General features: G+C 65.9%; 27 protein-coding genes. 14 read left to right on the plus strand and 13 right to left on the minus strand.

Annotated elements, in window-relative coordinates:
• The first annotated feature begins 91 nt into the window (after nucleotides 1-91).
• Nucleotides 92-442: a hypothetical protein gene (locus ACFW0B_RS07325; RefSeq protein WP_449147272.1), complete on the plus strand. Its 351-nt coding sequence runs from the start codon at nucleotides 92-94 to the stop codon at nucleotides 440-442.
• Between the two features lie 124 nt (nucleotides 443-566).
• On the opposite strand, the gene ACFW0B_RS07330 is transcribed toward ACFW0B_RS07325, so the two are convergent.
• Nucleotides 567-1,304: an aspartate/glutamate racemase family protein gene (locus ACFW0B_RS07330; RefSeq protein ID WP_449147273.1), complete on the minus strand. Its 738-nt coding sequence runs from the start codon at nucleotides 1,302-1,304 to the stop codon at nucleotides 567-569.
• 8 nt (nucleotides 1,305-1,312) lie between these two features.
• Complete coding sequence (locus tag ACFW0B_RS07335; RefSeq protein ID WP_449147274.1) at nucleotides 1,313-2,002, minus strand: GntR family transcriptional regulator; 690 nt, start codon at nucleotides 2,000-2,002, stop codon at nucleotides 1,313-1,315.
• A 142-nt stretch (nucleotides 2,003-2,144) separates the two neighbouring features.
• Between ACFW0B_RS07335 and ACFW0B_RS07340 the strand changes: the two genes are divergently transcribed.
• The 9 genes from ACFW0B_RS07340 to ACFW0B_RS07380 all read left to right on the plus strand — a co-directional run bounded on the left by ACFW0B_RS07340 (nucleotide 2,145) and on the right by ACFW0B_RS07380 (nucleotide 11,547).
• On the plus strand, nucleotides 2,145-3,233 hold the full coding sequence (locus ACFW0B_RS07340) for an ABC transporter ATP-binding protein (protein ID WP_449147275.1): 1,089 nt from the start codon (nucleotides 2,145-2,147) through the stop codon (nucleotides 3,231-3,233).
• 1 nt (nucleotide 3,234) lies between these two features.
• Nucleotides 3,235-4,149 (plus strand): ABC transporter permease, encoded by a 915-nt coding sequence (locus ACFW0B_RS07345; RefSeq protein WP_449147276.1) that lies wholly within the window; start codon nucleotides 3,235-3,237, stop codon nucleotides 4,147-4,149.
• Entirely contained in the window at nucleotides 4,149-4,940 is a 792-nt protein-coding gene (locus ACFW0B_RS07350; protein ID WP_449147277.1) for an ABC transporter permease, read from the plus strand. Before ACFW0B_RS07345 ends, ACFW0B_RS07350 begins: the two co-directional genes overlap by 1 nt.
• Nucleotides 4,941-4,988: 48 nt before the next feature.
• Nucleotides 4,989-6,041 (plus strand): extracellular solute-binding protein, encoded by a 1,053-nt coding sequence (locus tag ACFW0B_RS07355; RefSeq protein WP_449147278.1) that lies wholly within the window; start codon nucleotides 4,989-4,991, stop codon nucleotides 6,039-6,041.
• A 123-nt stretch (nucleotides 6,042-6,164) separates the two neighbouring features.
• A complete protein-coding gene (locus ACFW0B_RS07360; protein WP_449147279.1) occupies nucleotides 6,165-7,361 on the plus strand; it encodes an amidohydrolase family protein in 1,197 nt (398 codons plus the stop codon).
• On the plus strand, nucleotides 7,358-8,863 hold the full coding sequence (locus ACFW0B_RS07365) for an amidohydrolase family protein (RefSeq protein ID WP_449147280.1): 1,506 nt from the start codon (nucleotides 7,358-7,360) through the stop codon (nucleotides 8,861-8,863). Before ACFW0B_RS07360 ends, ACFW0B_RS07365 begins: the two co-directional genes overlap by 4 nt.
• Nucleotides 8,864-8,867: 4 nt before the next feature.
• A complete protein-coding gene (locus tag ACFW0B_RS07370; RefSeq protein ID WP_449147281.1) occupies nucleotides 8,868-9,530 on the plus strand; it encodes a flavin reductase family protein in 663 nt (220 codons plus the stop codon).
• Nucleotides 9,531-9,554: 24 nt separating this feature from the next.
• A complete protein-coding gene (locus ACFW0B_RS07375) occupies nucleotides 9,555-10,742 on the plus strand; it encodes an amidohydrolase family protein (protein WP_449147282.1) in 1,188 nt (395 codons plus the stop codon).
• Nucleotides 10,743-10,767: 25 nt separating this feature from the next.
• Nucleotides 10,768-11,547, plus strand: coding sequence for a lysine/arginine/ornithine ABC transporter substrate-binding protein (locus tag ACFW0B_RS07380; RefSeq protein WP_449147283.1), 780 nt, complete (start codon nucleotides 10,768-10,770; stop codon nucleotides 11,545-11,547).
• A gap of 148 nt (nucleotides 11,548-11,695) precedes the next feature.
• Here the strand turns inward: ACFW0B_RS07380 and ACFW0B_RS07385 are convergent, their stop codons facing one another.
• Nucleotides 11,696-12,574: a LysR substrate-binding domain-containing protein gene (locus ACFW0B_RS07385; protein ID WP_449147284.1), complete on the minus strand. Its 879-nt coding sequence runs from the start codon at nucleotides 12,572-12,574 to the stop codon at nucleotides 11,696-11,698.
• 116 nt (nucleotides 12,575-12,690) lie between these two features.
• Between ACFW0B_RS07385 and ACFW0B_RS07390 the strand changes: the two genes are divergently transcribed.
• Nucleotides 12,691-13,539 carry an EamA family transporter gene (locus ACFW0B_RS07390; protein ID WP_449147285.1) on the plus strand — a complete coding sequence of 283 codons (849 nt, stop codon included), beginning with the start codon at nucleotides 12,691-12,693 and terminating at the stop codon, nucleotides 13,537-13,539.
• Nucleotides 13,540-13,558: 19 nt separating this feature from the next.
• Here ACFW0B_RS07390 and ACFW0B_RS07395 read toward each other — a convergent pair whose 3' ends face one another.
• From ACFW0B_RS07395 to ACFW0B_RS07405, 3 genes are all read right to left on the minus strand, one after another.
• Complete coding sequence (locus ACFW0B_RS07395; RefSeq protein ID WP_003450258.1) at nucleotides 13,559-13,717, minus strand: YqaE/Pmp3 family membrane protein; 159 nt, start codon at nucleotides 13,715-13,717, stop codon at nucleotides 13,559-13,561.
• A 143-nt stretch (nucleotides 13,718-13,860) separates the two neighbouring features.
• The gene (gene speB / locus ACFW0B_RS07400; protein ID WP_449147286.1) at nucleotides 13,861-14,823 is read right to left on the minus strand and encodes an agmatinase; all 963 of its coding nucleotides are present in this window, start codon (nucleotides 14,821-14,823) and stop codon (nucleotides 13,861-13,863) included.
• A gap of 49 nt (nucleotides 14,824-14,872) precedes the next feature.
• On the minus strand, nucleotides 14,873-15,955 hold the full coding sequence (locus tag ACFW0B_RS07405) for a polyamine ABC transporter substrate-binding protein (protein WP_449147287.1): 1,083 nt from the start codon (nucleotides 15,953-15,955) through the stop codon (nucleotides 14,873-14,875).
• A 110-nt stretch (nucleotides 15,956-16,065) separates the two neighbouring features.
• On the opposite strand from ACFW0B_RS07405, the gene ACFW0B_RS07410 reads away from it, so the two are divergent.
• Nucleotides 16,066-16,971, plus strand: coding sequence for a LysR family transcriptional regulator (locus tag ACFW0B_RS07410; RefSeq protein WP_449147288.1), 906 nt, complete (start codon nucleotides 16,066-16,068; stop codon nucleotides 16,969-16,971).
• An 83-nt stretch (nucleotides 16,972-17,054) separates the two neighbouring features.
• Here the strand turns inward: ACFW0B_RS07410 and ACFW0B_RS07415 are convergent, their stop codons facing one another.
• The 4 genes from ACFW0B_RS07415 to ACFW0B_RS07430 form a co-directional block, all read right to left on the minus strand.
• The gene (locus tag ACFW0B_RS07415; protein ID WP_449147289.1) at nucleotides 17,055-18,407 is read right to left on the minus strand and encodes a glutamine synthetase family protein; all 1,353 of its coding nucleotides are present in this window, start codon (nucleotides 18,405-18,407) and stop codon (nucleotides 17,055-17,057) included.
• Nucleotides 18,408-18,518: 111 nt separating this feature from the next.
• Nucleotides 18,519-19,076, minus strand: a complete 558-nt coding sequence (locus ACFW0B_RS07420) for a helix-turn-helix domain-containing protein (RefSeq protein WP_449147290.1) — start codon at nucleotides 19,074-19,076, stop codon at nucleotides 18,519-18,521.
• Between the two features lie 37 nt (nucleotides 19,077-19,113).
• Complete coding sequence (locus ACFW0B_RS07425) at nucleotides 19,114-20,403, minus strand: NAD(P)/FAD-dependent oxidoreductase (RefSeq protein ID WP_449147291.1); 1,290 nt, start codon at nucleotides 20,401-20,403, stop codon at nucleotides 19,114-19,116.
• Between the two features lie 322 nt (nucleotides 20,404-20,725).
• Nucleotides 20,726-21,637, minus strand: coding sequence for a LysR substrate-binding domain-containing protein (locus ACFW0B_RS07430; RefSeq protein WP_449147292.1), 912 nt, complete (start codon nucleotides 21,635-21,637; stop codon nucleotides 20,726-20,728).
• Nucleotides 21,638-21,812: 175 nt separating this feature from the next.
• On the opposite strand from ACFW0B_RS07430, the gene ACFW0B_RS07435 reads away from it, so the two are divergent.
• On the plus strand, nucleotides 21,813-22,382 hold the full coding sequence (locus tag ACFW0B_RS07435; RefSeq protein WP_449147293.1) for a tetratricopeptide repeat protein: 570 nt from the start codon (nucleotides 21,813-21,815) through the stop codon (nucleotides 22,380-22,382).
• 181 nt (nucleotides 22,383-22,563) lie between these two features.
• Here ACFW0B_RS07435 and ACFW0B_RS07440 read toward each other — a convergent pair whose 3' ends face one another.
• Entirely contained in the window at nucleotides 22,564-24,651 is a 2,088-nt protein-coding gene (locus ACFW0B_RS07440) for a TonB-dependent receptor (protein ID WP_449147396.1), read from the minus strand.
• 318 nt (nucleotides 24,652-24,969) lie between these two features.
• Nucleotides 24,970-25,227 carry a DUF2790 domain-containing protein gene (locus ACFW0B_RS07445; RefSeq protein WP_449147294.1) on the minus strand — a complete coding sequence of 86 codons (258 nt, stop codon included), beginning with the start codon at nucleotides 25,225-25,227 and terminating at the stop codon, nucleotides 24,970-24,972.
• 224 nt (nucleotides 25,228-25,451) lie between these two features.
• Between ACFW0B_RS07445 and ACFW0B_RS07450 the strand changes: the two genes are divergently transcribed.
• On the plus strand, nucleotides 25,452-26,165 hold the full coding sequence (locus ACFW0B_RS07450) for a tellurite resistance TerB family protein (protein WP_449147295.1): 714 nt from the start codon (nucleotides 25,452-25,454) through the stop codon (nucleotides 26,163-26,165).
• Here ACFW0B_RS07450 and ACFW0B_RS07455 read toward each other — a convergent pair.
• A complete protein-coding gene (locus ACFW0B_RS07455; protein WP_449147296.1) occupies nucleotides 26,162-26,614 on the minus strand; it encodes a hypothetical protein in 453 nt (150 codons plus the stop codon). The two genes, ACFW0B_RS07450 and ACFW0B_RS07455, sit on opposite strands and share 4 nt — an antisense overlap.
• Nucleotides 26,615-26,616: the final 2 nt, after the last annotated feature.

The raw sequence follows: 26,616 nt of genomic DNA on the forward strand, positions 1-26,616 counted from the left end.
ATTCGTCTCCAACCTTCTTCCGAGCTTTCCTACCCGGGTTCGCCATCGCCGCCCACTGCGTGCCCTGCTGATCGATGATCAGGCGTAGGTCGTGGCCCGCGATCTCGGCGCCCTGACCAACTGCCATTTCAACGAACACCTCGCCGAGAAACTCGACCGCGACCAGTGGCGCATCGCAACTCCGCAGCAGCCAAAGGGCGATTTCGAGCAGCCGTTGCTGATCAGCAAAGCGCCGTGTGCGAATTGCTCAGGACGAATTACTACCACCCGGAAACCTGCAGCCTGCGGCAGTGGTTCATCGGTGAAGTGGTGCCCGCGTTACGCGCGGTACCCATCCCCGGTTGCCCCGGCAGCGCCGGGTGGAGTGGCAGGGACGCAGTTGGAGCGGATGGTGGACGTGGTGGAGTTGTTCGAGGGGAAGGCTCTCAGGCCGGAAACCTGACCTTGTGAGGGCGAATTCATTCGCTAAGGGCCGCGCCGCTGCCCCTTGAGGCTCCGCAGGGCAGGTCTTCGACCTGCTTAGCGATTGAAATCGCCCCCACAGAGATAAGTCCGCCCCAGGTGTATCAGACGCCGACTGCGAAGCCTCGCAGAAACCCCGCATAAGGCTTGGGAAGCGGGAAGTCCAGGTCGCCGCGCTTGCTGGTGGAGAGCCGCAGTTCGCCCAGCAGTTCGACCATTTTCAATGCGGCGCTGACGCCGTCGATCACCGGCACGCCGATCTCTTCCTGCAGCGCAGCGGCCAGGTGGCTCATGCCGGCGCAGCCGAGGACGATGGCACCGGACTCGTCGCGTTCCAGGGCTTGCTGGCAGGCCGCACGCATGATGCGGAGCAGGCCGTCCGGGTCCTTGTCCAGCGCCAGCACCGGAATGTCCACGGCGTGGATGCCCCGGCAGTGGGCGTGAAAGCCATAGCGCTCCACCAGGTGACGGGCGATGACCTTGGTGCGACCCAGTGTGGTGACAATGCTGAAGCCGGTGGCGACCCAGGTAGCCAGGTGCATGGCCGCTTCGGCGATGCCGATAACCGGATACCGTGCGATCTCCCGCGCCGCCAGCAGGCCGGGGTCACCGAAGCAGGCGATCACGTGCCCTTCGGCGCCGTCCCGCTCGCCGTCGCGGATAGCCTGGAGCAACCCGGGCACGGCCAGCGCTTCGTCGTAATGCCCCTCGATGGAGGCCGGACCTGCGCCGTTGGTCACGGCCAGCAACTGGTTGCCTGGACGCAGCAGATGGCCGGCGGCTTCGGCGATGCCGGCGGTCATCGCCGCGCTGGTGTTCGGGTTGATCAGCTGGATTTTCATGGCCGAGGTCAGGTCTCGATCAGGTGCTTCAGCGGGTGGTAGTTGGCCTTGAGCTTGCCGGCCGACTCGACAATGGCGGTTTCGATGGCCGCCAGGTGGAAGCAGGTCAGTTCGATGGCGGCGTTCTGGTTGCCGGCCTCGATGAACTCGATCAGGCGCAGGTGCTCGTCGTCGCGGCAGGCGTCGTGGCGTTCGTCGTCCAGGGCGGCGGCGTAGAGCGAAGCGCGTGAGATCAGCTTGCGGAACCAGTCCAGCAGCACCGGATTGTTCAGCGCCTCGGCCAGCTTGATGTGGAACTCGCCAAGCAAGTGGATCAGTCGCTCGTGGTCATGTTTGCGCCGGGCTTCTTCTTCCAGCAGCAGGTGCTCGCGCAGGTCGAGCATGGCCGCGCTGTCGCGACGCCGGCACAACTCGGTGACGATACCGATCTCGATCAGCCGCCGCGACTCGAACAACGAGCGGATTTCCTCGTCGCTGGGCAGCGACACCCAGCAGCCCTTGTTCGGTTCGGAGGTCACCAGGCCATCGGCCTCCAGTTGCTTGAGCGCCGCCCGCACCGATGTGCGGCTGACGCTGAACAGCTCCGCCAGGGAGGCTTCCCCCAGTTTCATGCCGGGCCGCAGCGAGCGGTTGCTGATGGCCTGGTACACCCCCTGGTAGACGCGATCGACCGTGGTTTCCAGCTTCTTGTCTGCCATTCGTAACTCCCAAATTCGCTTCGCAATCTGCTTTCCGCCGGAAACAAATGGCCGGAAAAACCCGGTTGCGTTGTCAGCATAATCCGAGTATTTCTAGATTGCATTCAATTTTTGCATACAAAAACAAGAGGAATGCACCATCATGAAGCACACATCCTCCATCGAGGTGCAACGCGTCAGCAAGCGCTATACCGATGATCCCGAAGTGGCTCCGGCGCTGGACGATGTCTCGGTCAGCATCCGCCACAACGAGTTCTTCACCCTCCTTGGCCCTTCGGGCTGCGGCAAGACCACCCTGCTGCGTTCCATCGCCGGCTTCGAGCAGGTCACCTCCGGCTCCATCCAGATCGGCGGCCAGCGCGTGGACCAGCTCCCGCCCTACAAGCGCCGGGTCAATACCGTGTTCCAGAACTATGCGCTCTTCCCGCACATGAGCGTGACCGAGAATATCGCCTTCGGCCTGGAGATGCAGGGACTGGAGCGCAACGCCATCCCTGGCCGGGTCAAGGAGATGCTGGCCCTGGTGCAGATGGAACACCTGGCCCGCCGCCGTCCCGCCGAACTCTCCGGCGGCCAGCAGCAACGGGTGGCCCTGGCCCGCGCCCTGGCGCCGCGCCCGGACGTGCTGCTGCTGGACGAACCGTTGTCGGCGCTGGACCTGAAGCTGCGCAAGGAGATGCAAGTCGAGCTCAAGCGCGTGCAGCAGGAAGCCGGCATCACCTTCATCTTCGTCACCCACGACCAGGAAGAAGCGCTGACCCTCTCCGACCGCATCGCCGTGATGTCCACCGGCAAGATCCTGCAGATCGGCACCCCCAACGAGATCTACGAACGCCCGCAGCACCGCTTCGTCGCCCACTTCATCGGCGACATCAACTTCCTTCCCGGCCAACTGCGCCAGTGCCCGCAGAACGGCCACCTGTTCCGCCCCGACGGCATTCCGGTGGAGATTCCCTGCTCCAACGATGCCAACGCCCGCCCCGGCGTTGCCCAACTGGCCTTCCGCCCGGAACGCTCGAAGCTGGTGGAACCGTCCGAGCCGCACCACCTGCGCGGCGTGGTGGAAGCCGTGCTCTACGTCGGCACCGCCACGCTCTACCAGTGCCGCCTGGCCAACGACCTCAAGGTGATGCTGCGCGAGAGCAATGAAGGCGCCACCAGCGCCCGTCCCGTGGGGTCGCCGGTCGCGGTGCACCTGCCGCCCCACGCCTGCCTGCTGATGGAGGCCTGAGATGAGCGTCAGCGCCACTTCCCCCAGCCTCAACCGGCTGTTGCTGCTGTCGCCGGTGCTGCTCACCCTGCTCTGCCTGATCGCCATTCCGCTGGGCATCATGGGCTACATCAGCCTGCTGCCGCGCAACCTCTATGGCGGCGTCGACTGGAGCGCCGACTGGCAATGGCAGAGCTACATCCAGTTGTTCTTCCAGGAAGATTTCGACGGCAATCTGGAGCTCAACTGGGTCTACGCCCAGGCCCTGCTGCGCTCGGTGCTGCAGGCCGGCGGCACGACCTTGCTGTGCTTCCTCTTCGGCTTCCCGGTGGCCCTGTGGATGAGCAGCCTCAGCGAGCGCTCGCGCAACATCATGGTGCTGCTGATCACCATCCCGTTCTGGACCAACCTGCTGATCCGCAACTACGCCTGGCTGATCATCCTGCGCGAGCACGGCTGGCTGGCCCAGGGCCTCAACGCGCTGTTCCCGCAGGCCGGCGGCATCACCCTGCTGTACAACGATTTCGCCGTGGTGGTCGGGCTGGTCTACAGCTTCCTGCCGTTCATGATCCTGCCGATCTACTCCACCCTGGAGAAGCTCGACTGGCGCCTGGTGGAAGCCGCCTATGACCTCGGCGCCAACCGCGCCAAAGCCCTGCGCCGGGTGATCCTGCCGCTGTCCATGCCGGGCGTGGTGGCTGGTTCGCTGCTGGTGTTCGTGCCCAGCCTCGGCGCCTTCATCACCCCCGCCATCCTCGGCGGCGGCAAGACCCTGATGATCGGCAACCTGATCCAGCAGCAGTTCGGCACCGCGCGCAACTGGCCGCTGGGCAGCTCACTGTCCTTCCTCCTGCTCGGGCTGATGCTGCTGGCCCTGGTGCTCTACGCCCTCTACGCCAAAAAGGCCGCCAAGGCCGTCCGCCAGGGAGCCCGCTGATGATCGCCTCGCACCTGAAGAAACTGCCGCTGACCCGCGAAACCAGCCTGCTGGTACTGGCCTACCTGTACCTGCCGATCCTGGTGCTGATCGCCTACAGCTTCAACGCCAACCGCACCGCCACGGTATGGACCGAGTTCTCCTTCGCCTGGTACGGGCGCATCCTCGCCAACCCGTCGATCCAGGCCGCCGCGCTGAACTCGGTGATAGTCGCCGGCATTGCCACCGTCTGCGCCACCGCCATCGCGCTGCTGGCGGCGCTGGCCACCTACAAGCCGTTCTACGGGCAGAAGATGGTGGAAGGCGGGATCAACCTGCCGCTGATCCTGCCGGAGATCGTCACCGCCGTGGCCACCCTTCTGCTGTTCATGGCGCTCGGCATCAAGCTGGGTCTCTTGACGGTGATCATCGCCCACATCGGCTTCTGCATTCCCTTTGCCTACCTGCCGATCCGCGCTCGCCTGAACGACCTCGACAAGAGCCTGCTGGAAGCGGCCAACGACCTCTACGCCAACCCCTTCCACACCTTCCGCCGCGTCACCCTGCCGCTGCTGTTCCCGGCGGTGCTGTCCGGCGCGGTGCTGGCGTTCGTGGTCAGCCTGGACGACTTCATCATGACCTTCTTCGTCGCCGGCCCCGGCTCGACGACGCTGCCGGTCTACATCTTCTCGGCCATCAAGGCCGGGGTAACCCCGGAGATCAACGCTATCTCCACCCTGATGCTGGTGATCTCCATCGTCCTGGTGGTGCTCTCGTACTGGCTCGGCCAGCGGGGCAAACCAGATGCCTGAAGCTTGCTCCACCTCTGCCCAACCTGTTCTTCAACCCGGAGAAAAACAATGAAGTTGAAAGCATTGCGTCATGGGGTAGCCGGATTCGCCCTCAGCTGCTTCGCCGCCACCGCCGCCCAGGCGGACGAGCCCAAGGAGCTGTTCTTCTACAACTGGACCGACTACTACCCGGTGGAACTGCTGGCCAAGTTCGAGAAGGAAACCGGCATCAAGGTCACCATGGATGGCTACGACAGCAACGAAACCCTGCTGGCCAAGCTGCAGGCCGGCGGCGCCAGCTACGACGTCATCGTGCCGTCCCACTCGATCATGCGCACCCTGATCGAGCAGGACCTGCTGCAGGAAATCGACGCCCCCAGCCTGCCGAACTTCGCCCACGTGAAGCCGGCCTTCCGCAACCCGGACTTCGACCCCGGCCGCAAGTACTCGGCGCCCTACCTCTGGGGCACCACCGGCTTCTCCTACGACAGTGCGCGGGTGCCGGGCGGCAAGCTGGAGGACTCCTGGAAGGAGTTCTTCGAACCGCGTCCGGAGCTGCAGGGCCAGGTGGCCGCGCTGGACACCCCGAGCAGCGTGATCAACGCCGCCAGTCACTACCTGGGCGTGGACGAGTGCAGCGAAAACCCGCAGGACGCCAAGCGCATCCTCGAACTGCTGCAAAAGCAGAAGCCCTTCCTGAAGATGTACAGCTCCGACAACACCGTGGACCGCATGGCCTCGGGCGAAGTGATCCTGATGCAGAACTGGAACGGCTCCACCGCCCGCGCCACCCTGCAGAAGAACACCATCAGGTACGTCTACCCGCGTGAAGGCGTGGCCATGTTCCAGGACAACTTCGCCGTGCCCAGGAGTGCGCCGCACCCGGGCAACGCCAAGGTGTTCATCGACTGGATGATGAAGCCCGAGAACGCCGCCGCCGTGTCCAACGCCATCGCCTACGCCAACGGCATCGACAGCGATGCGCTGCTGGACAAGAAGTGGAAGGTGATGGACGCCATCAACATGCCCGACGAGTTCGCCGAACGCCTGCGCCCGGAGAAGGAATGCAGCAACCAGGCCCGCGAGCTGCAGGACCGCATCTGGTCCAGGCTCAAGGGCTGATATCGAATACATCGTCCCTGCCCCCCCCTGTAGGAGCGAGCTTGCTCGCGAACAGAGCCGACGCTTCGCGAGCAAGCTCGCTCCTACGGGAATTCCACCTTTCGAACTGCCTTTGAGGTCCCCATGACCGACACCTATTGGCTGCGCAATGTCCGCCCCTTCGGCGGCGCGGCTGAAGACTTCCTCATCCATAACGGCCGCTTCGCCGAACGCCGCCCCGCCAGCGCAGCGCCGTTGGTTGCCGGCGATATCGACGGCGCCGGCCAGCTGATGACCTGCGCCCTGGTAGAAAGCCACATCCACCTGGACAAGACACTCTGGGGCCAGCCGTGGCGTCCCAACAGCGCCGGCCCCACGCTGAAGGACTACATCGCCAACGAGCGCCGCGTGCTGCGCGAAGTCACCGCGCCCATCGCCGAACGCGCCGGTGCGCTGCTGGAAAACTGCATCGCCCGTGGCTCGCTGACCATGCGCTGCCACGTGGACATCGACCCCGAATTCGGCCTGCGCCATGTGCAGGCCATGCAGGCCCTGCGCGAGCGCTACCGCGACCTGATCGACCTGGAACTGGTGGTGTTCCCGCAGACCGGGCTGGTCAGCCGCCCCGGCACCGCCGAGCTGATGCGCGAGGCCATGGGCCTTGGCGTCGAGAACGTCGGCGGCCTCGACCCCTGCGGCATCGACAACGACCCCATCGCCCAGCTCGACATCGTCTTCGGCCTGGCCGCCGAGTTCGACCGGGGCGTCGACATCCACCTGCACGACAAGGGTGAACTCGGCCTCTGGCAGATCGCCCGCATCGCCGACTACACCGAGCGCTTCAACCGCCAGGGCCGGGTGATGATCAGCCACGCCTACTGCCTGGGCATGGCGCCCTGGAGCCAGGTGAAACCGCTGGCCGAGCGCCTCGCCGCGCTGAACATCTCGCTGATGAGTTCGGCGCCCGCCGACTGCTCCGTGCCGCCCTTCCTCGCCCTGCATGAGGCCGGCGTGAACCTCTGCCTGGGCTCCGACGGCATCCGCGACGCCTGGTCCCCCATGGGCAACGGTGACATGCTCGAACGCGCCATGCTCCTGGCCTTCCGCTTCGACCTCGCCAAGGACGAAGAACTGGCCACCGCCTTCGACGCCGCCAGCCAGCACGGCGCCAAGGCCCTCGGCCTCGCGGAACACGGCCTTACCCTCGGAGCCCGCGCAGACTTTCTGCTGATGGACGCGCAAACCCTGGGCGAAGCGGTGGTGGCGCGCCCGCAACGCCAGGTCTATCGCGCCGGCAAGCTGATCGCCGCCCAGGGCCGCCTGCTGGAGAGCCGTCTGTGAACGCACCGCGCATCGGCCTGAAAGCCAGCTGTGTGGTCGGCTTCGACGGTACGCGCCATTTGCTCTGGCGCGACGGCGAAGTGGTGATCGAAGGCTCGCGCGTGCTCTTCGTCGGCCGGGGCTTTCCCGGCCCGGTGGACCAGTGGATCGACTACGGCAACGCCCTGCTCGGTCCCGGCTTCATCGACCTTGACGCCCTCGGCGACCTCGACTCCACCGTGCTCTGCCTGGACAACGGCGACGAGAACGCCATGGGCCGCATGTGGTCGGCGGAGTACCTCGCCCGCGGGCCGAAGGAGAGCTACAACTTCGACGAGGAAGTCTTCAAATACCGCTACGCCTTCACCCAGCTGATCCGCAACGGCATCACCACCGCCATGCCGATCACCTCCATGTACTACCGGGAGTGGGCGGAAACCTACGACGAATTCGCCGCCGTGGCCGGCGTCGCCGCCGAACTGGGCCTGCGTACCTACCTCGGTCCCTGCTACATGAGCGGCATGCAGTACCTGCAGGCAGACGGCAGCCGCGCCGAACACTGGGACGAAGCGCGCGGCCTGGCCGGGCTGGACGCCGCCGAGCGTTTCTTCCGCGATTTCGATGGCAGCCAGGGCGGGCTGATCCGTGGCGCCCTGCTGCCCGACCGCATCCAGACCTGCACCCCGGCGCTGCTGCAACGCACTGCCGCCCTCAGCCGCGAGCTGTCCGCACCGGTGCGCCTGCACTGCTGCCAGGGCCCCGGCGAAGTGGCGCTGGTCAAGGCGCTGCGCGGCAAAGCGCCGCTGGCCTGGCTGGAGGAACTGGACCTGCTCGGCCCACGCGCCGTGCTGCCCCACGGCATCTACATCGAAGGCGACGACGACCTCGCGCGCCTGGCGAACAGCGGCGCCAGCCTGGTCCACTGCCCAGTGGTGTTCGCCCGCGACGGCGAAGCCCTCGACTCCTTCGGCCGCTACCGCGCCCACGGCGTCAACTTCGCCCTCGGCACCGATACCTGGCCGGCGGACCTGCTGGACAACATGCGCCAGGGCCTGAACATCGCGCGGCTGAAGGAAGGCGGTAACACGCAGACCAGCGCCCTCGACCTCTACAACGCCGCCACCCTCGGTGGCGCCAAGGCCCTGGGGCGGGACGACCTCGGCCGCCTGGCACCCGGCGCCAAGGCCGACATCACGGTGTTCAGCCTCGACGGCCTGCACCTGGGTCCGCTGTTCGACCCGCTGAAGAACCTGATCCTCGCCGGCCGCGGCGACGACTGCATCGCCAGCTGGATCGACGGCCGCTGCGTGATGCAGGACGGCCAGGTCAAGGGCGTCGACTACGCCAGCCTCCAGCAGCAAGCCCAGCGCCAGTTCCACAGGCTGATGCAAAGCCATGCCAACCGGGCATTCGGCCAACCCGACTGGCGCTCCCTGTTCCAGCCGGCAATTCCTTACGCCGACGCCTGGAGCGCGGAACGCCCGCTGTGCACCCTCGCCAGCCCGAACGACGACAAGAGATGACGCCATGCTGAGCTTCGACTTCGCCCAACTGAGCCCCCGCGAGAAATACAAGATCCTCATCGGCAGCGTGGTGCCCCGGCCCATCGCCCTGGTCACCACGGTGGACGCCGAAGGCCGCGCCAATGCCGCGCCCTTCAGCTTCTTCAACGCCCTTTCCGCCGACCCACCGATCCTCGCCCTGGGGGTGGAAAACCACGCCGACCTCAGCCCCAAGGACACCACGCGCAATGCCCAGATGAACCAGGAATTCACCGTGAACATCGTCAACGATGCCCTGGTGGAAGCCATGAACGTCTGCGCCGTGCCCTTCGAGCCGGGCTTCGACGAACTGGTGGCGGCGGGGCTCAGCGCACGGCCCGGCAGCCGCGTCGGCTGCCCCTACATTGCAGAAGCCCCGGTCGCCCTGGAGTGCCGGCGGATGATGGGCCTGTCCATCGGCCAGTCGCGGGAAATCATCCTCGGCGAAGTGCTGATGGTTCACGTGCGCGACGACCTGATCGACCCCGCCACCCTCTACATCGACCAGCTAGGCCTGGACGCCATCGGCCGCATGGGCGGCCACGGCTACTCGCGGACACGGGAGTATTTCGACCTGCCGACCCGCTCCCTGCAGGCCTGGCGCGACGATCCCCACGGCGGCGAGCGCCAGTGGCCGCCCGCCCGCTGACCCTTTTTGCCCGAGAACCTTCAGATGACCCAATGGATTACCCAGGTCCGCCCCTGGGGCGGCGCAGCGGTGGATATCGCCGTGGAAAACGGCCGCATCGCCGAACTCAGCCCACCGGCGCCCCGCGCCCCGGAGTCGGTGCTGCTGGAAGGCAACGGCCAGATCATGCTGCCGCCGCTGGTGGAGGCCCATGCCCACTTCGACAAGACCCTATGGGGCGAGAACTGGCACAGCCACACCGCCGGCGACAGCCTGAGCCAGCGCATCGCCAATGAACGCAGCCTGTTGCGCAGCATCGACACGCCGATCGAGGAACGCGCCAGTGCGCTGATCCGCGAATGCATCGCCCACGGCTCGCTGCATTTCCGCTGCCATGTGGACGTCGACGCCCAGCTCGGCAGCCGTCACCTGGAAGCCATGCAGCGGGTACGGGAAAACTTCGGCGACCTGATCGACATGGAGTTCGTGGCCTTCCCGCAAACCGGGCTGTTGCGCGATCCGGGCACCGTGGACGCTGTGCAGCAGGCCCTGCTCATGGGCGCGGAAAACGTCGGCGGACTCGACCCCTGCGGCATCGACAACGACCCCATCACGCACCTCACCCGGGTGTTCGAACTGGCCAGCGCGCACCGGCGCGGCATCGACATTCACCTGCACGACGAAGGTGAACTGGGCCTCTGGCAGATCGAGCGCATCATCGAATTCACCGAGCGCCACCAGTTGCAGGGCCGGGTCGCCGTCAGCCACGCCTTCTGCCTGGGCCAGGCCCGTCCGGCGCGTCTGGACGCCATTGCCGAACGCCTGGCGGCGCAGCGCATCTCCATCGTCAGCACCGCGCCGGCGGATATCGAAGTGCCGCCGTACCTGGAGTTGGACGCACGCGGGGTGAACCTCTGCCTCGGCTCGGATGGCATTCGCGATGCCTGGTCCCCCATGGGCAACGGCGACATGCTCGAACGCGCCATGCTCCTGGCCTTCCGCTTCAACCTGCGTCGCGACGAAGAAATCGCCGCCTGCCTGCGCGCGGCCACGGTCAACGGCGCCCGCGCCCTGGGGCTTGCCCACTACGGACTGGAACCGGGCTGCCACGCCAGCGGCGTCCTGCTGCCGGTGCGCAATGTCGCCGAAGCCGTGGTGTCCCGACCCCACCGCCGCAGCGTGATCAGCAAGGGGCGACTGGTCGCCCGCAACGGTCACTTCCTCGCCCACTGAACCTACCCACCCGAGATTATCCAAGATGAAAAAGCACCTTCTAGTCGGCGTCCTCGCCCTGTTCGCCGGTACCCAGGCCATGGCCCAGGACAGCCTGCGCATCGGCGTCGAAGCCAGCTACCCGCCCTTCTCCTACAAGAAGGCCGATGGCAGCCTGGCCGGCTTCGAGATCGACGTCGGCAACGCGCTCTGCGCCGAGATGAAAGTCACCTGCACCTGGGTCGAGCAACCCTTCGACGGCCTGATCCCGGCGCTGCGGGTGAAGAAGATCGACGCCATCATGTCGTCGATGACCGTCACCGAAGCCCGCCTGAAAGTGGTGGATTTCAGCCAGAGCTACTACAAGACCCCGGCCCGCTTCGTCACCCGCAAGGACCGCCCCGAGATCACCGCCGAAGGCCGCCTGGACGGCCTGCGCGTGGCCGTGCTGCGCGGCAGCGTCCACGCCCGCTACGTGCAGGACAAACTCGTGCCGCGCGGCGTGCAGATGGTGCAGTACGGCTCGCAACAGGAAGCCGACCTGGACCTGATCTCCGGTCGCGTCGACGCGATGATGGCCGACGCCATCAACCTCAAGGAGAACTTCCTGCAGAGCGAAGGCGGCAAGGGCTTCGCCTTCAACGGCCCGAGCTACGACGAGGAGGAATATTTCGGCAAGGGCGCCGGCATTGCCTTGCGCAAAGGCAACGAGGCCCTGCGCGACCGCTTCAACCAGTCCCTGGTCAACATCGGCCGCGACGGCGCCTACCAGAAGATCTACGACAGTTACTTTCCCCAGGGCGAGGTCAGCAAGCTGATTCAGTGAGGCTTTTGTAGGTTGGTCAGAGCGAAGCGAAGCCCAACGCTGCGGCGCCTGTGCCTGGCCACGTTAGGCCTCGCGGGCTCGGACCAACCTACGGGGCCGCTGCGCGGCCTTTCGCGAATGAATTCGCCCCCACAACGAAAAGCCGAGCCTACAGGCTCGGATACCCCACATCCCCGGCTACCTCGAAGAACGCCTTCACCACCCGCAGCTCCGCATGGCGTTGCTGGCAGGCGAGGAAGTGCCGGCTCACCAGCCCTTGGCCCTTGAGCGGAAGCACCTTCACGCGCGGGTCCTTCGGCGCCTCCTGGGCGTAGATGATGCTCACGCCGATTCCCGCCGCCACCGCCTCGATCACCGCCTCGCGGCTGTTCAGTTCCAGTTCCGCCGGCAGCTCCAGCTCCTGGCTGGCGCAGGCCCGCTCGAAAGTGCGGCGGGTCAGGGAGCCAGGTTCCCGTTGCAGCAGCACTTCACCCCGCAGCTCGTGCAGGGCCACCTCCTCACGGCTGCCGACCCAGGGATGCGCCGCCGGCAGCAGCAGGCACAGGCGCGCTTCCCCCAGCGGCAGCAGGTGCAGGCCGGCGCGCGGGGCGATGTCACTGACCAGGGCCAGGTCCACCCGCTCGCCATGCAGCGCCGTCAGGGTTTCCTGGGTGTTGCCCAGGCGCAGGTTGATGCGCACGCCGGGGTAGCGTTCGCGCATCCGCGCCAGCAGCGGCATGACCAGGTGCGGGCTGTCGGCCGCCAGTTCCAGGCGCCCCGAAGTCAGCGCCTGGCTGCTGTCCAGCAGGTCTTCGGCACGGTCGGCCAGGGTGAACAACTGATGGCTGATGGCGGCCAGGCGCCGGCCCAGTTCGGTGGGTTCCACCTGCCGCGCGGTGCGGCGCAGGAGCTGCACCTGGTAGTACTCCTCCAGTGCCTTCACGTGCCCGGTCACCGCCGGCTGGCTGATGCACAGGCGCTCGGCGGCGCGGGTGAAGCTGCCTTCGCGGACCACCGCATCGAAGGCGCGGAGCTGGAACAGGTTCATGGCCACTCCATCAGCAAGACTTATTCGACGGATAACGATAAACGATTTGAATGATGGATCGATGAACCCGCACGCTACGCCGCATCCCCCGTTCATCTCGCCCCTGGAGTTATTCCGTGCTCGCCACTCACGATCTCGCCACGCTGGTGGTGCTGCTTTCAGCGCTGATGCATGCGAGCTGGAACGCGGTGATCAAGGCCGGCAGCGACCGGCTGTCGTCCATGGCGCTGGTGGATGGCGTGGCCTTCTGCTTCAGCATCGCCCTGCTCCCCCTGGTGAGCCCGCCGTCGCTGTTGGTCTGGGGGCTGATCGGCCTGTCGGTGGTGGTGAACACCCTCTACCGGTTGCTGCTGATCCGTGCCTATCACTACGGCGACTTCGGCCAGGTCTACCCGGTGGTGCGCGGCCTGCCGCCACTGCTGGTGGCGCTCTGTGCGGGGCTGGTGTTCGGCGAGCAGCTGTCGGGCGCGATACTGCTGGGCATCGTGCTGATTTCCGTCGGTATCCTCAGCCTGCTCTCCACCCGCCTCGAATCCGGCGCACTCAAGGCCCTGGGCTGCGCGGCCCTGGCCGGCGCCGGGGTGGCGCTCTACACCCTGATCGACGCCCAGGGGGTGCGCCGTGCCGACAGCGTGCTGCAGTTCGTGGTGTACCTGACGCTGATGCAGAGCATGACCATTCCCGTGGTCGCCTGGCTGCGCCGTGGCCCGCTGGTCCTGCGCTTTGCCCGCGACCACTGGCGCATCGGCCTGTTCGGCGGTTTCAACTATTGCGTGGCCTATGGCCTGGTGCTGTTCGCCATGACCCTGGACAACGTGGCCAAGGTCGCCGCCCTGCGCGAAAGCAGCGTGATCATCGCCGCCATCATCGCCAGCCTGGTGTTCAAGGAGCCCTTCGGCATCCGCCGCATCCTCGCCGCCTGCGTGGTCACCGCCGGCATCCTGCTGATCAAGATGGTGGATTGAGGCGCGGGATCGATGGGCTCTACCGCTTGGCGATGATGTACACCGCGTGGACGATGCCGGGGATGTAGCCCAGGAGGGTCAGCAGGATGTTCAGCCAGAAGGCGCCCGCGAAGCCCACCTGCAGGAACACGCCCAGCGGCGGCAGGAGGATGGCGATGAGGATGCGGATAAGGTCCATGTTGTTGCTCCTTGTGAAAAAGGCCGTTCGCCTGGATACCGACCTTAGTACAGACCAGGCGTTCATCCAGATCGCGCCGCCGCGGAGCCGGCCGAGCACCCAAGGGTGGAAATGAAAGGCGATTTCCACCCTACGCAGGTCGCTTACTTCATCCCCAACTTATGCCGCGCCGCATACAGGCAAACCATCTCCATCGCCAGCGTGGCGCCGGCCAGGGCGGTGACCTCGGCGTTGTCGTAGGGCGGTGCCACCTCCACCACATCCATGCCCACCAGGTTGATGCCGCGCAGGCCACGGAGGATTTCCAGTGCCTGGTGGCTGGACAGCCCGCCGCAGACCGGCGTGCCGGTGCCGGGTGCGAAAGCCGGGTCGAGGCAGTCGATGTCGAAGGTCAGGTACACCGGGTTGTCGCCCACCCGCGCGCGGATGCGTTCGGCGATCTGCTCCGGGGTGTGGCGGTGCACTTCGCGGGCGTCCAGCATCTGGAAGCCCATCACGTCGTCGTTGGTGGTGCGCAGGCCCACTTGCACCGAGCGCGCCGGGTCTACCAGGCCTTCGCGGGCGGCGTGATAGAACATGGTGCCGTGGTCGATGCGCTGCACCTCTTCGTCCGGCCAGGTGTCGCTGTGGGCATCGAAGTGGATCAGCGACAGCGGGCCGTGTTTCGCCGCGTGAGCCTTGAGCAGCGGGTAGCTGATGAAGTGGTCACCGCCCAGGGTGAGCATGCCGGCGCCGGATTCGAGGATGCGCGCCGCATGGGCCTGGATGGCTTCCGGGGTGGCCTGCGGGGTTCCGTGGTCGAAGGCGCAGTCGCCGTAGTCGATCACCGCCAGGTGGTCGAAGGGGTCGAATTCCCAGGGGTAATGCCGGGCCCAAGCCATCTGCACCGAGGCGGCGCGAATGGCGCGCGGCCCGAAACGGCTGCCGGGGCGGTTGGTGGTGGCGGTGTCGAAGGGCACGCCGCTCACCACCAGGTCCACACCGCGCAGGTCGCGGCTGTAGCGGCGGCGCATGAAGCTAGTGATACCGGCGTAGGTGGATTCGGCGGCGGTGCCATAGAGGCTGTCGCGGGTGATGGCCTGGTCGTTGTCGAAGGCGTGGTCCATATCGGGCTCCATCGGTCTGGCTCCCCTTCGGGGCGAGGGGAGAGGGCAATCAGTACTGGGTACGGAAACGGGTCCACAGGCGGGTGCGGGCGCGCTGGTCCTTGAGCGACTGGATCTGCTCGCCGAACAGGCGGTCACGCACGTCCTTGCTCGGGTAGATATCCGGGTCGCCCGCCACCTCCGGCACCAACAGCGGCGTGGCGGCCTTGTTGGCGTTGGCGAAGAACTGGCTGTTGGTCAGCTCGGCAATGGCCTCGGGACGCAGCATGTAGTCGATGAAGGCGTGGGCGGCCTGGGGGTGCGGCGCATCGGCGGGAATGACCATGGTGTCGAACCAGATCAGCGTGCCCTCGCGGGGAATGCGGTAGATCACCTCGAAGGGCATCTTCGCCTGGCGGGCCTGGTCGGCGGCGATGGCGGCATCGCCGTTGTAGGTCAGGGCCAGGCAGATTTCGCCCTTGGCCAGATCGTTGATGTGCCTGCCGGCGCCGACATAGCGCACGTTGGGCTGCAACTGCGCGAACAGTGCCTGCACGGCTTTCAGATCGGCCTGTTCGGTGCTGTAGGGGGGCTTGCCCAAGTAATGCAGGGCGACGCTGATCACTTCCTGCGGCGAGTCGATCACGGCGATGCCGCAATCCTTCAGGCGGCTGGCGTACTCGGGTTTGAACAGCAGATCGAGGCTGTCCAGCGGTGTGTCGGGAATGCGCTTGGTAACAGCCTGCCTGTTGATCCCCAGGCCCACGGTGCCCCAGGTATAGGGCACGCCGAAGCGGTTACCGGGGTCGACGGTGGCCAGCTTGGCCAGCAGCTCCGGGTCGAGGTTGGCGAAGTTCTTCAGGTGCTCGCGCTGCAACGGCTGCACCGCCTTGGCCTGGATAGCGCGAGCCAGGCCGCTGCTGGCGGGAAAGACGACGTCGTAGCCGCTGCCACCGGTAAGCAGCTTGGCGTCGAGGGCTTCGGCGCTATCGAAGATGTCGTACTTCACCTCGACGCCGCTTTCCTCCTTGAAGCCTTGCAGGGCCTTTTCCGGGATATAGGCCGACCAGCTGTAAAGGTTCAGCGCCCTGTCTTCGGCATGCAGCGGCAAGGCGCAGGCGAACAGGGCAACAAGCAACAAGGGACAACGCATGATGGGCTCCTGGGAAATTGCAGGTGGGGCCATGCTGCGCCGGGCTTTGCTTCGGATAAATATGAAGTGTTCTACTTTGGCATCTACAGCTATCAATGTTTGGTGCCGCCATGCTCAGCCAGCTCCACGACCTCGACCTGCAACTGCTGCGCATCTTCGTCACGGTGGTGGAGAGCGGCGGCTTCAGCGCGGCCCAGGGCGAGCTGGGTATCGGCCAGTCCACCATCAGCACGCAGATGGCCAAGCTGGAAACACGGCTGGGCTTTCGCCTGTGCGAGCGCGGCAAGGCGGGGTTCCGCCTGACGCCCAAGGGCGAACAGGTGCTGGCCGCCACCCGCAGGCTGTTCGGCGCCATCGAGACCTTCAAGGGCGAGGCGCAGGGCATGGCCGACATGCTCCTGGGCGAGCTGCGTATCGGCCTGTCCGAATCCCTCGACAACCAGGTGCTGCAGCGCCTGGGCGCGGCCATCGGGCGCTTCCGCCAGCGCAAGCAGGCCGTGCAGTTCGAGCTGATCAGCGCCATGCCCGCCGAGCTGGAGCGGCGCCTGCTTCAGGACCAGCTGCACCTGGCCATCGGCTATTTCTCCGGCAGCCAGGCGGCGCTGGATCTCCAGCCGCTGTTCAGCGAGCAGCAGCGCCTGTTCTGCGGGATCGGCCACCCGCTGTTCAGCCGTCGTGATGTCAGCCTCGACGACCTCGCCGCCTGTGACCTGGTGCAGCACCCCTACCGCTTCGAGGAGGCCCGGCAACCTTTCCCGAGCGGCCCCAGCAGCGCCCGCACGGAACAGGTGGAATGCAGCCTGGCGCTCATCCTCTCCGGGGCACATATCGGCTACCTGCCGGAACACATCGCCGCGCCCTGGGAAGCCAGCGGGCAACTGCGCGCCCTGCTGCCGGAGGAAACCGGCTACCGCGTGCAGTTCCACCTCAGCCGCCATCGCGGACGGCAGCCGAGCGAGGCGCAGGTGGCGTTCGTGGAGGATCTGCTTGGGGCGTTTGCAGACGCCCTTCCGTAGGGTGGAGCGTCGAACGGTGGAAATGAAAAGCGATTTCCACCCTACGGCCGGCTTCTGGCATTCAGCCTGCCGCCTGCCGCCCTTTACATGTACCAGCGATATTCCCGCGCGCTGACTTCGTTCATGAAGTCGAGGAATTCCTGGCGCTTGTTCTCGCAATAGACCATCACGAACTCGCTGCCCAGGCCTGCGTTCACCACGGGGTGGCTACGCATGGCGGTGACGGCGGTGAGCATGTCCTTGGGGAAGTCGATGCCGCTTTCGCGGTCTTCGTTGAGCGGGGCGATGGGTTCGCGGGCGGCGTCCAGGCCGTGTTCCATGCCGGTGAGGATGGCGGCCAGCACCAGGTAGGGGTTGGCGTCGGCGCCGGCCAGGCGGTGCTCGATACGCAGGTTGCGGCCGTCGGATTCGGGGATGCGGATGCACGCATCGCGGTCCTCGAAGCCCCAGCTCGCGCGGCTGGCGGCGTTGACCATGGCGCCGTAGCGGCGGAAGGCGTTGTGGTTGGCGGCGAAGATCGGCATGCAGTGGGGCAGCAGGTCCAGGCAGCCGGCCACGGCATGGCGCAACGGGCGCTGGTCGTCGGCGGCCAGCAGGTTGTTGCCGTCACGGTCGTAGAGGCTGACGTGCACATGCATGCCGCTGCCCGGTGCGTTCAGGTAAGGCTTGCTCATGAAGCTGGCGCGATGGCCGTGCTTCATCGCCACGCCACGGGTGCTGCGGCAGAACAGGGCGGCCCAGTCGGCGGCCTTGAGGCCATCGTCGCAGTGGCCGAAGTTGATCTCGAACTGGCCCGGGCCGAGTTCAGCGGTGATGACGTTGGCGGCCACGCCCTGCTCGTTGGCGGCCTCGACCATCTCGTGCAGCACACTGGAGAAGCGCGACAAGCGCTCGATGTGCATGTTCGGCTGGTCATCCTCGTCCTCGCAGAGCGGGTCGCGGGGGAACTGCGGCAGGCCGTCCTTGAGCTTGCGGTCGAACAGATAGAACTCCAGTTCGAAGGCCACCACCGGGCGGATGCCGCGCTTTTCCAGACGCTGGATGACCCGCGCCAGCACCTCGCGGGGCTCGAATTCGATGGGGGCTGCGGTCCCGTCGGAGGTGATGAGCATCTGCCCCAGGGGCTCCTTCTCCCAACGCACCGGTACCAGGGTGCCGGGCACCAGGCGGCGCGGTGCATCCGGGTCGCCGTCGGCGAAGCAGTAATCACCTATGGGGTAGAGCCCGCCCTGGGTGCCCAGCAGCACGCAGTTCTGCGGCACTTTAAGCGGGCTGCCGGCGGCCACCTTTTCCACCATCTCGATGGGATAACGCTTGCCGTAGAAATGGCCGGGAATATCCAGGCAGATCAGGTCGACATAGCGGATTTCCGGGTACTTGCCACGGAAGGCGCGCACTTCGCTGAGCAGGTCGGGGTACAGGTTTGTTGTTGTCATCACTGCTGTCCTGCGAGTTCTGGGTTCAGAGCCTGCCCACGGTTTGGCGTCGAGGGCGAGGCGTCGCTTTTGACGCAGCATCGCCGCCGCACGGCAAACCGCAGACAGGCTCTAGGTGAATACCCAAAGGACTCGCGTTGGTTTGTCGGAAAGATTGGCGTAGCGGAACTGGGCGTGGGCCGGCAGCTGGAAGCTGTCGTTGGGGTAGAGCGTGACCGGCTGGGCATCGTCGCCGTACCAGACGGTCAGCTCGCCTTCGAGGACGAAGCCGCCCTGCTCCGAGCTGTCGTCCAGGTGCCCTTCGCCGCTGGTGGCGCCGGGCTCCAGGTGACTTTCCAGCATGGAGAAGCCGCCGGACATGGTCGGCGAGGCCAGCACGTCGGTGATGCCGCCGGCGTAGTAGAGGGTGCGGCGCTCGCCGGGGCGGGTCACCCAGCGCAGCTCGCGGGGCTTCTGCAGGCTGTAGAAGTAGGTGGTGGGCACGCCGAGGGCTTCGCTGATGGCGGTGAGGTCGGCCACGGTCGGGCGGGACAGCCCGCGCTCCACCTGGGAGAGGAAGCCCACCGAGCGGTCGATGCGCGTGGCAAGCTCGCCCAGGGTCACGTTCTTGTGCTTGCGCAGGTCGCGGATGAGGATCGCGAGGCCTTCGATTTCGTCGTGCTTGTCCATGTGGGAACTCCGGCTGCCAGACTCGAAAGGCGCGACCTTAAATCACATCCCGCAAGCGGTAATAGGCCTTGCCCGCAGCCTCCAGCGGCGCCGCCAGCAGCGAGCCGCCCGGGAAGCGCGGATTGCCGATGGCCTGGTAGAGATCCAGCAGGTCGTGGTTACCGAGAATCGCATCGCTCACTGCCCTGGCCCCGGCCAGGGTGGGCAGCACGCCGTGGCCGGAGAAGCCCTGCAGCCAGTAGCGCGAGCCTTCGCGGCCGATATCCGGGGTGCGCTTCATGCTGACGTCGATATGCCCGCCCCAGCCGAATTCGATCTCCACGCCCTTGAGCTGCGGGAAGACGCGCTCCAGGTAGGGGCGCGTGGCCGCCGGCACATCCTTGGGCAGGCCGCCCAGGTAGGTGCAGCCGCCGCCGAACAGCAGGCGGTGGTCGGGGGTGAGGCGGAAGTAGTCGGGCACGAACTGGTTGTCGATCACACAGCTGTTCTTCGGCAGCAGCGAGCGCGCCAGCTCCGGGTCCAGCTGCGCGGTGGCCACCTGGTAGGAGCCTACCGGCAGCAGGCGGCTGGAGAGTTGCCGGTCGAGGCGGTCGACATAGGCATTGCAGGCCAGCACCAGGATGGCGCCGCGCACTTCGCCCTGGGCGGTGCGCGCCACATAACCGGAGGGCGTTTCGCGGTATTCCAGCACCTGGCTCTGTTCGTAGATGCGGCCGCCACGGGCTTCGATGGCGGCGGCCAGGCCCTGGGCCAGCTTGAGCGGGTTGAGGTGGGCGGCTTCCGGGTCGTACAGCGCGGCCTGGTAACGCGGGCTGTCGATCCACTCGGACAGTTCGTCGCGGCGGATCAGACGCATCCCGTCGTAACCCCATTTGTGGATGGCGTCGTGCTGGGCTTCTTCAAGCAGCTTCACCCGGCGCTCCAGCACAGCGGTCCACAGGCTGCCGATGCGGTAGTCCACATCGAAGCCGTGGCGCCCGGGCAGCTCGCGCATTTCATCGGCGGCCCAGCGCATGCTGTCCCACAGCCGGCGGGCGCGCTCCAGGCCCAGCGCCTTTTCCAGCGGCGGCATATCGCAGGACCAGCCCAGCAGCGCCTGCCCGCCATTGCGCCCGGAGGCAGCCCAGGCCACGCGACTGGCTTCCAGCAGGGTCACGCGCTTGCCGGCTTCGGCCAGGCGCAGGCCGGTGTGCAGCCCGCTGAAGCCGGCGCCGATGATCAGGACATCGGTCTCCTCGCTGCCGGCCTGGATCGGGCGCAGGGGAATGCTGCCGGGATAGGTGCGGGCGTAGTAGGTGCCGACATGCTGGGCGGACTGCTTGAACATGGGAGCCTCGTGAAATTTTGTTGTAAGGATTTCATGAAAATCTACACAAAATAATTCACGACGCCAAGCAGAATGTTTGATATTCAGAACAAACAGGCAGGAAGAACAGCCGAAAGCCGCAGAACACAAGGTAGTCAGCGCAAGTGCGTGATTGAAATTACGTACAGATGGGCAGCCCTGCGGGCTGCTTGGCGAATGAATTAGCCCCTGCAGGGCTGTGCCAAAGATGAGCCGAGAGTCACCCCTCTCCTCTTTAGGGAGAGGGGCCGGGGGAGAGGGTGGTTTCGACTGGCGCGGAGTCCGTGAAGTCCCGTGCTACGGATCAGCTCGTGCGCTGCGCCCAGGCCTGCTGCTTGAGATTCGCGGCGACGTAATCGAGGAAGCAGGCGATGCGCGAAGCCAGGGCGGTATTGCGGTAGTACACGGCATTGATCGGCTGACGGACTTCTAGGGTGTCGCCGGCCAGCACCTGTACCAGGCTGCCGCTGGCCCGGTCGACCTGGGTCATGAAGTCCGACAGGCAGACGATGCCGGCCCCGGCCAGGGCGAGATGGCGCAGGGTTTCGCCGCTGGAAACCTTGATCGACGGCTCGATCTGCAGGCTGTCGCCCTGGGCATGGCGCAGCGGCCACTGGTTGAGGCTTTCCGGCTGGGTGAAACCGAGCAGATTGCGGCCCTGCAATGCCTCCACCGTTTCCGGTGTACCGTTGGCGTCGAGGTACGCGGGGCTGGCCAGGACGCGGATGCGACTGCTGCCCAGGGGGCGGGCATGCAGGGTGGAATCACGCAGGGTGCCGATACGGATTGCGATGTCGGTGCGGTGCTCGATCAGGTCGATGATCTGGTCGCTGCTGTGCAGTTCCAGTTCGATCTCCGGGTAACGCTGGCGAAACCCCGCCACCAGCGGCACCAGCACATGCAGCATGAAGGGCGAGGCGGCGTTGACCCGCAGGCGCCCGGCCGGTTTCTGGCGGCGCAAGGCCATCTGCTCTTCCGCCTCCTCCACCTGCGCCAGGATGCGCCGCGCCTGGGCGAGGAACGCCTCGCCCTCTTCGGTCAGTTCCAGACGGCGGGTGGTGCGCCGCAGCAGGGTGACATCGAGCTTGTCTTCCAGGCGGCTGAGGGCGCGGCTGACGCCGGAGGCGGTCTGCGCCAGCTGCTCGGCGGCGGCGGTGATGGAACCCGTGTCGACCACGGCGGTGAAGGCTTGCAGTTCGTCCAGGGTGGTTTTCATTCGTGACTTCCGAGCAAATATCCTGCCCTTGATAGCCGGGTTTTCCTCATGAGTCGAGTGGCGAGGCTCATGCGCAAAGAGCGGCCTCCACCCTTGTACGCAGCGGAGGCACCGAGTGACGGCGCCGGCGGATGCAACTACCCTCCTCCCTGTTCTGCCAGGGAGAGATCAGCCCATGTCCACCCAACGCGCCCTGCCGCGATTCGCCTGCATCGCCGCGCTGGCCCTGCTCGGGGCCTGCGTCCAGCAACCGCAGCAACAACAACCCGCCACACCGCCCGCCGACCAGCCCCAGACGCCGGCCCCGGCCAGCGCGCCGCAAGACCCGCAGGCCGCCGAATTCGAGCGCATTCGCCAGCAGGCCATGCGCGGCGACCTCGACAGCCAGTACCAGCTCGGCAACCACTACTTCGTCGGCAAGCCGCAGAAGGACCTCAAGCAGGCCGAGTACTGGTGGAAGCAGGCCGCCGACCGGGGGCATTCCCAATCGGCCGTCAGCCTCGCCTTTCTCTACACCGGCCGCGCCGACCCGGCCCTAGCCGACCAGCGCGCCATGCACAAGTACCTCAACCAGGCTGCCGCCGCCGGCAACGCCATGGCCCAGCATGTGCTCGGCAAGATGTACGCCCAGGGCGCCGAAGGCCTGAAACGCGACCCCTACCAGGCCCGCGCGCTGTTCCAGAGCGCCTGCGACAAGCAGTACGCGCCGAGTTGCGAGGCGTTGAAGACGCTGCAGATGAACTGATCTTCCGGACAGGATCGCTTTCGCCGAGTGCGCCGTGCGCATGGGAGATTCGGCAGGACGTACCCGGTGCGCGCGGCGCACCCTGCAAGGGCCCGTCCTGTGCGAATTCATTCGCGAAGGGGTTCGCAACCCGCCAACAAGAACGCCCGGCAGGAGTCGGGCGTTTTCGTTCGCACGTCGGTCAGAACCGGTAGTTGGCGCTGAGCTCCAGGGTGCGCGGCGCACCGGGGGTGATCAGGTCAACCGACCCGTGGGCCGAGGCGTAGTAGTCCTTGTCGAAGACGTTCTTCAGACGCAGGGCCATGTCCCATTGCGGCACGTTGTAGAACAGCGCCGCATCGTAGGTGGTGTAGCTGGGCATCACCACGTTGTTATCGAGGGAGGTGTACTGATCATCCACATAGTTGACGCCTGCACCGATCCGCCACTCCGGAGTCAGGGAACGGACCACCCAGAGGTTGGCGCTGTTGCGCGGGGTCAGGGTGGGGGTCTGCCCTTCGTTGGCTACGCCGTTGGTCTTACTGTTGGACTTGGTGATTTCCGCGTCCAGGTAGGCGTAGCCGCCGTAAATGTTCCACTTGTCGGTGATCTGGCCGCTGAAGGTGGCTTCGAAACCATCGGTGCGCTGCTCGCCCGCGAGGATGGTGAGGGCGGGGTTCGCCGGGTCGGTGGTCTTCATGTTGGTGCGTTCCAGACGGAACACCGCCGCGGTCACCGAGAGGCGATTGTCCAGCAGGTCCCACTTGGCGCCCAGCTCATAGTTGGTGGTCTTTTCCGGCTCCAGGTTCTCGGTCGCAGGACTGAGCTGGAACACCTCGGCCGAGGGCTGGTAGCTGCGGCTGACGGAAACGTAGTAGGACTGGATCTGGTCCGGCTGGTACACCAGGCCGGCGCGCGGACTCCAGGTCTTGTCGGTGCGGTCGAGGTCGACGTTCTGCACGCGCTTGTCGTCGAACTCCTGGCCGAAGATGTCGTAGCGCACGCCGAGCAGCGCCTTCCACTGAGAAGTCAGCTCGATCATGTCCTGCACGTAGAAACCGGCGGTTTCCTGGTAGTTGGTACCCTTGGCAGCCAGGTTGCTGGCGTGCTCCGGTACCGGCACCAGGGCATCGCGGAACACCGGCACCTGGGCCACGTTGTTCTGGCTGAAGTTCCGCTGGTACTTGTCCTGGTAACCCACTTCCACGCCATAGAGCAGGCTGTGCTGCATGCCGGCCAGCTGGAGTTGCTGCTTCAGGTCGGTCTGGTTGAATACACCGTACTCGTCGCGGGCGACGTTGCCACGGTTCAGCTTCACCAGCAGTTCGCCGTTGGGCGCGGTGACGAAGCGGTTCGCGCTGCTGTCGGCAAGCGTGTTGTTGCGGTCCAGGTCGTAGTGGTAGTAGCGCGTGGCGTTGGTCAGGGTCAGGTCGTCGTTGATCCGGTAGTCCACGCTGGCGGTGAAGGAGAACACCTCGCTGCGAGCGTAGTCCTGGTCCGGGTCGCCGGAGCCGAAGCGCTTGTCACGGTCGACGTCCACCGGTCGATTGCCGAGGGCGGGGATACCGAAATCGATCAGGCGCTTGTCGTAGAGGTAGGTGGCGCCGAGGTTCAGCTCCAGGTCGTCGGACAGCCTGAAGTAGGCCGAAGGCGCGATGGCCTTGCGGTCGATATAGCCGTCGTCGCGAAAGGTGTCGCTGTCTTCATAGGCGCCAGTGACACGGAAGGCCTTGTCGCGTTGCTGCTGGTCGGCCCAGCCGGCATCGAACTGGGTGCGGCGCTTGCCTTCGCTGTCGAAGGTGACACCGACTTCCTGCCTGGGATCGAAGCCGGGCTTCTTGCTCACGCTGTTGATCAGGCCGCCGGAGGAGCCGCGGCCATAGAGCACGGCGGCCGGGCCCTTGATCACTTCGACGCGCTCGATGTTGGAGAGGTCGCGGAAGTAGAGGGCGTCGTCACGCATGCCGTCGATGAACATGTCGCCGATGGCGCTGAAGCCGCGAATGGTGACTTGGTCGCGCTGGCCATCGCCGTTGGAGAGGCCGACGCCGGGGACGTTCTTCAGCACGTCTTCCAGGGACTGGGCCCCCTTGTCCTTGATCACGCTTTCGGGCACGACGTTGACAGTCTGGGGGATGTCGCGCAGCGGCGCATCGATCTTCAAGGCGCTACGGCTCTCGGTGGCCTGGTAGCTCTGTTGTTCATAGGTACCAGTCACCGAAGTAGCCGGAATGGCCAGTGCTTCAGCGGTTTCAGCCTGAACTGCGGGAATTGCCAGCAGACCCAGCATCGGCAGCGATGCCTGGGCAAGACACTTCTTTGCCACCACGAGCTCCTTGGAATTGTTAAAGGCAGCAAATGGTAACAATTTGCATTTGTAAATCAAATGTAAATGATTGGGTTTCCGATAAAAATTTCTGCCGGGGTTGAGCAGTAGACTCCCGGCTCACGCGCAGTGCATACCTGACCACCTCCCTGTAGAAGGGGCGATTTCATGGGCTATGTCTGCATCAAGTGGTGCGAGTCGCTGCATGCCTGGAGGGTGAGCGCAGGCGCGCTGCGTCGGGAGGTGAAACACAAGGGGCCTGACCTGAGCCCCGCACCGGCGTCAGCTGTTGGCGCAGGCGCTGGACTCTTTCAGGTAGGTCACGGACTTCTCTTTGCCCTGGGAGTCGACGTACGTCATCGTCGCCTGGACAGTTTCGCAGGTCAGCGAGTTCGGTTCGTCGATGGAGATTACACGGGCGACGTCCAGCGGCATGCCGTAGCTGTAGGGCACGGCGTCGGCGGACTTGGCGGCGAAGGCGCTGCCGCTGGCCAGAAGGGCGAGCAGCAGACTGGTACTGATGGAGGTTGCGCGGTTCATGATGGAACTCCTGATTTGCCTTGGCGGGCCCCGGCATCGCCAGGCGATGCGTTCTCGGCCCATGTGACAATTCCACTCCACTCACGGCGCCTGAAAAAGACGACTTTGCTGAAAGCGCTTTTCCGTTGCGCGTAACAATCCACGCCGCCCGACGGTCATGCCAGGCTGCCTGGCCAGGTCTATCGTTGCCTGACCGGGAACTGCCACCAGGCGAGGATGCAGCCATGAATAGCAGTGATCTGCTCGAACAACTGCTGCGGGCCGGACAGGCTTCAGCGGCGCAACGCGGTGGCGCCGACATGGCGTCGCAGGACCCTCTGGGAGGGCTCGGCGGCCTGCTGGGCGGGCTGATGGGCGGCGGTGGCCCCAATGCAGGGCTGGGCGGACTGCTCGGCGGCATTCTCGGTGGCGGCAACCCTCTGGGAGGCAGCCCCACGGGGGGCGGGCGCTCCGGCGGGATGAACTACGCGGCGCTGGCCTCCCTCGGCATGATGGCCTTCCAGGCGTACCAGGCCTGGCAGCGCCAGCAGGCCTCTGCGCCGCAACAGGCGCTGCGCACCGTGGACCAGCTCTCCGGGGCTGAGGCCGATGACCACAGCCTGGCCATCCTCCGTGCGCTGATCGCTGCCGCCAAGGCAGACGGACGTATCGACGAACAGGAAAAACAGGTCATCTACGCAGAAATCTCCCGCCACACCGACGACCCGCAATTGCAGCAATGGCTGGACCAGGAGGTGCGCCGGCCGCTGGATGCCGCCGAGGTCGCAAAATCCGCCCGGGACCCGGCCATGGCCGCCGAGATGTATCTGGCCAGCGTGATGCTGGTGGACAAGCAGCAAGCCGCCGAACGCACCTACCTGGATGAGCTGGCCTATCAGCTCAGGCTCGCCCCCGAGCTGCAGTCGCAGCTGGAGCAGCAGGCTGCGGGAACCGCCTAGGGGTTCACCTGGTAACCGCGCTGCTGCAGGCAACTCATGTAGGCCGACGAGGCGTTGCTGCTGGCCTGTTCATTGTTGCGGCGGTCTTGCCGGCGTTCCTGGCGCTGGCGCGAGCCGCCGACCACCATGCCGGCCACCGCGGCGTCCTTGGCGCGTTCCTGCCGGTATTCCTCCTGCAGGTCGCTGCCGACACGGTCGTAGTCGTTGCTGCGCGCCTGGGCAACGGCGGCACCCGCCACGGCGCCGGTGGCAGCCCCGCGAACGCGGCCGCCGCTCGGAGTGGAAGTGGTGGAGCTGGTGGTGCTGCCGGCCTGGGCCTGGCAGTTGGCGATGTCCTGCTGGATCTGTTGCTGGGTCTGGCCCTGCAGCGGCACCACGGTTTCGGCGAAGGCGGGCAGGCAGATGAGCGAGGCAAGCAGGGTCCAGCGGCAGGGGGCGAAGGGGATCATGT

The sequence above is a fragment of the Metapseudomonas phytobenefica genome, assembly GCF_043392685.1.
Lineage (GTDB): Bacteria > Pseudomonadota > Gammaproteobacteria > Pseudomonadales > Pseudomonadaceae > Metapseudomonas.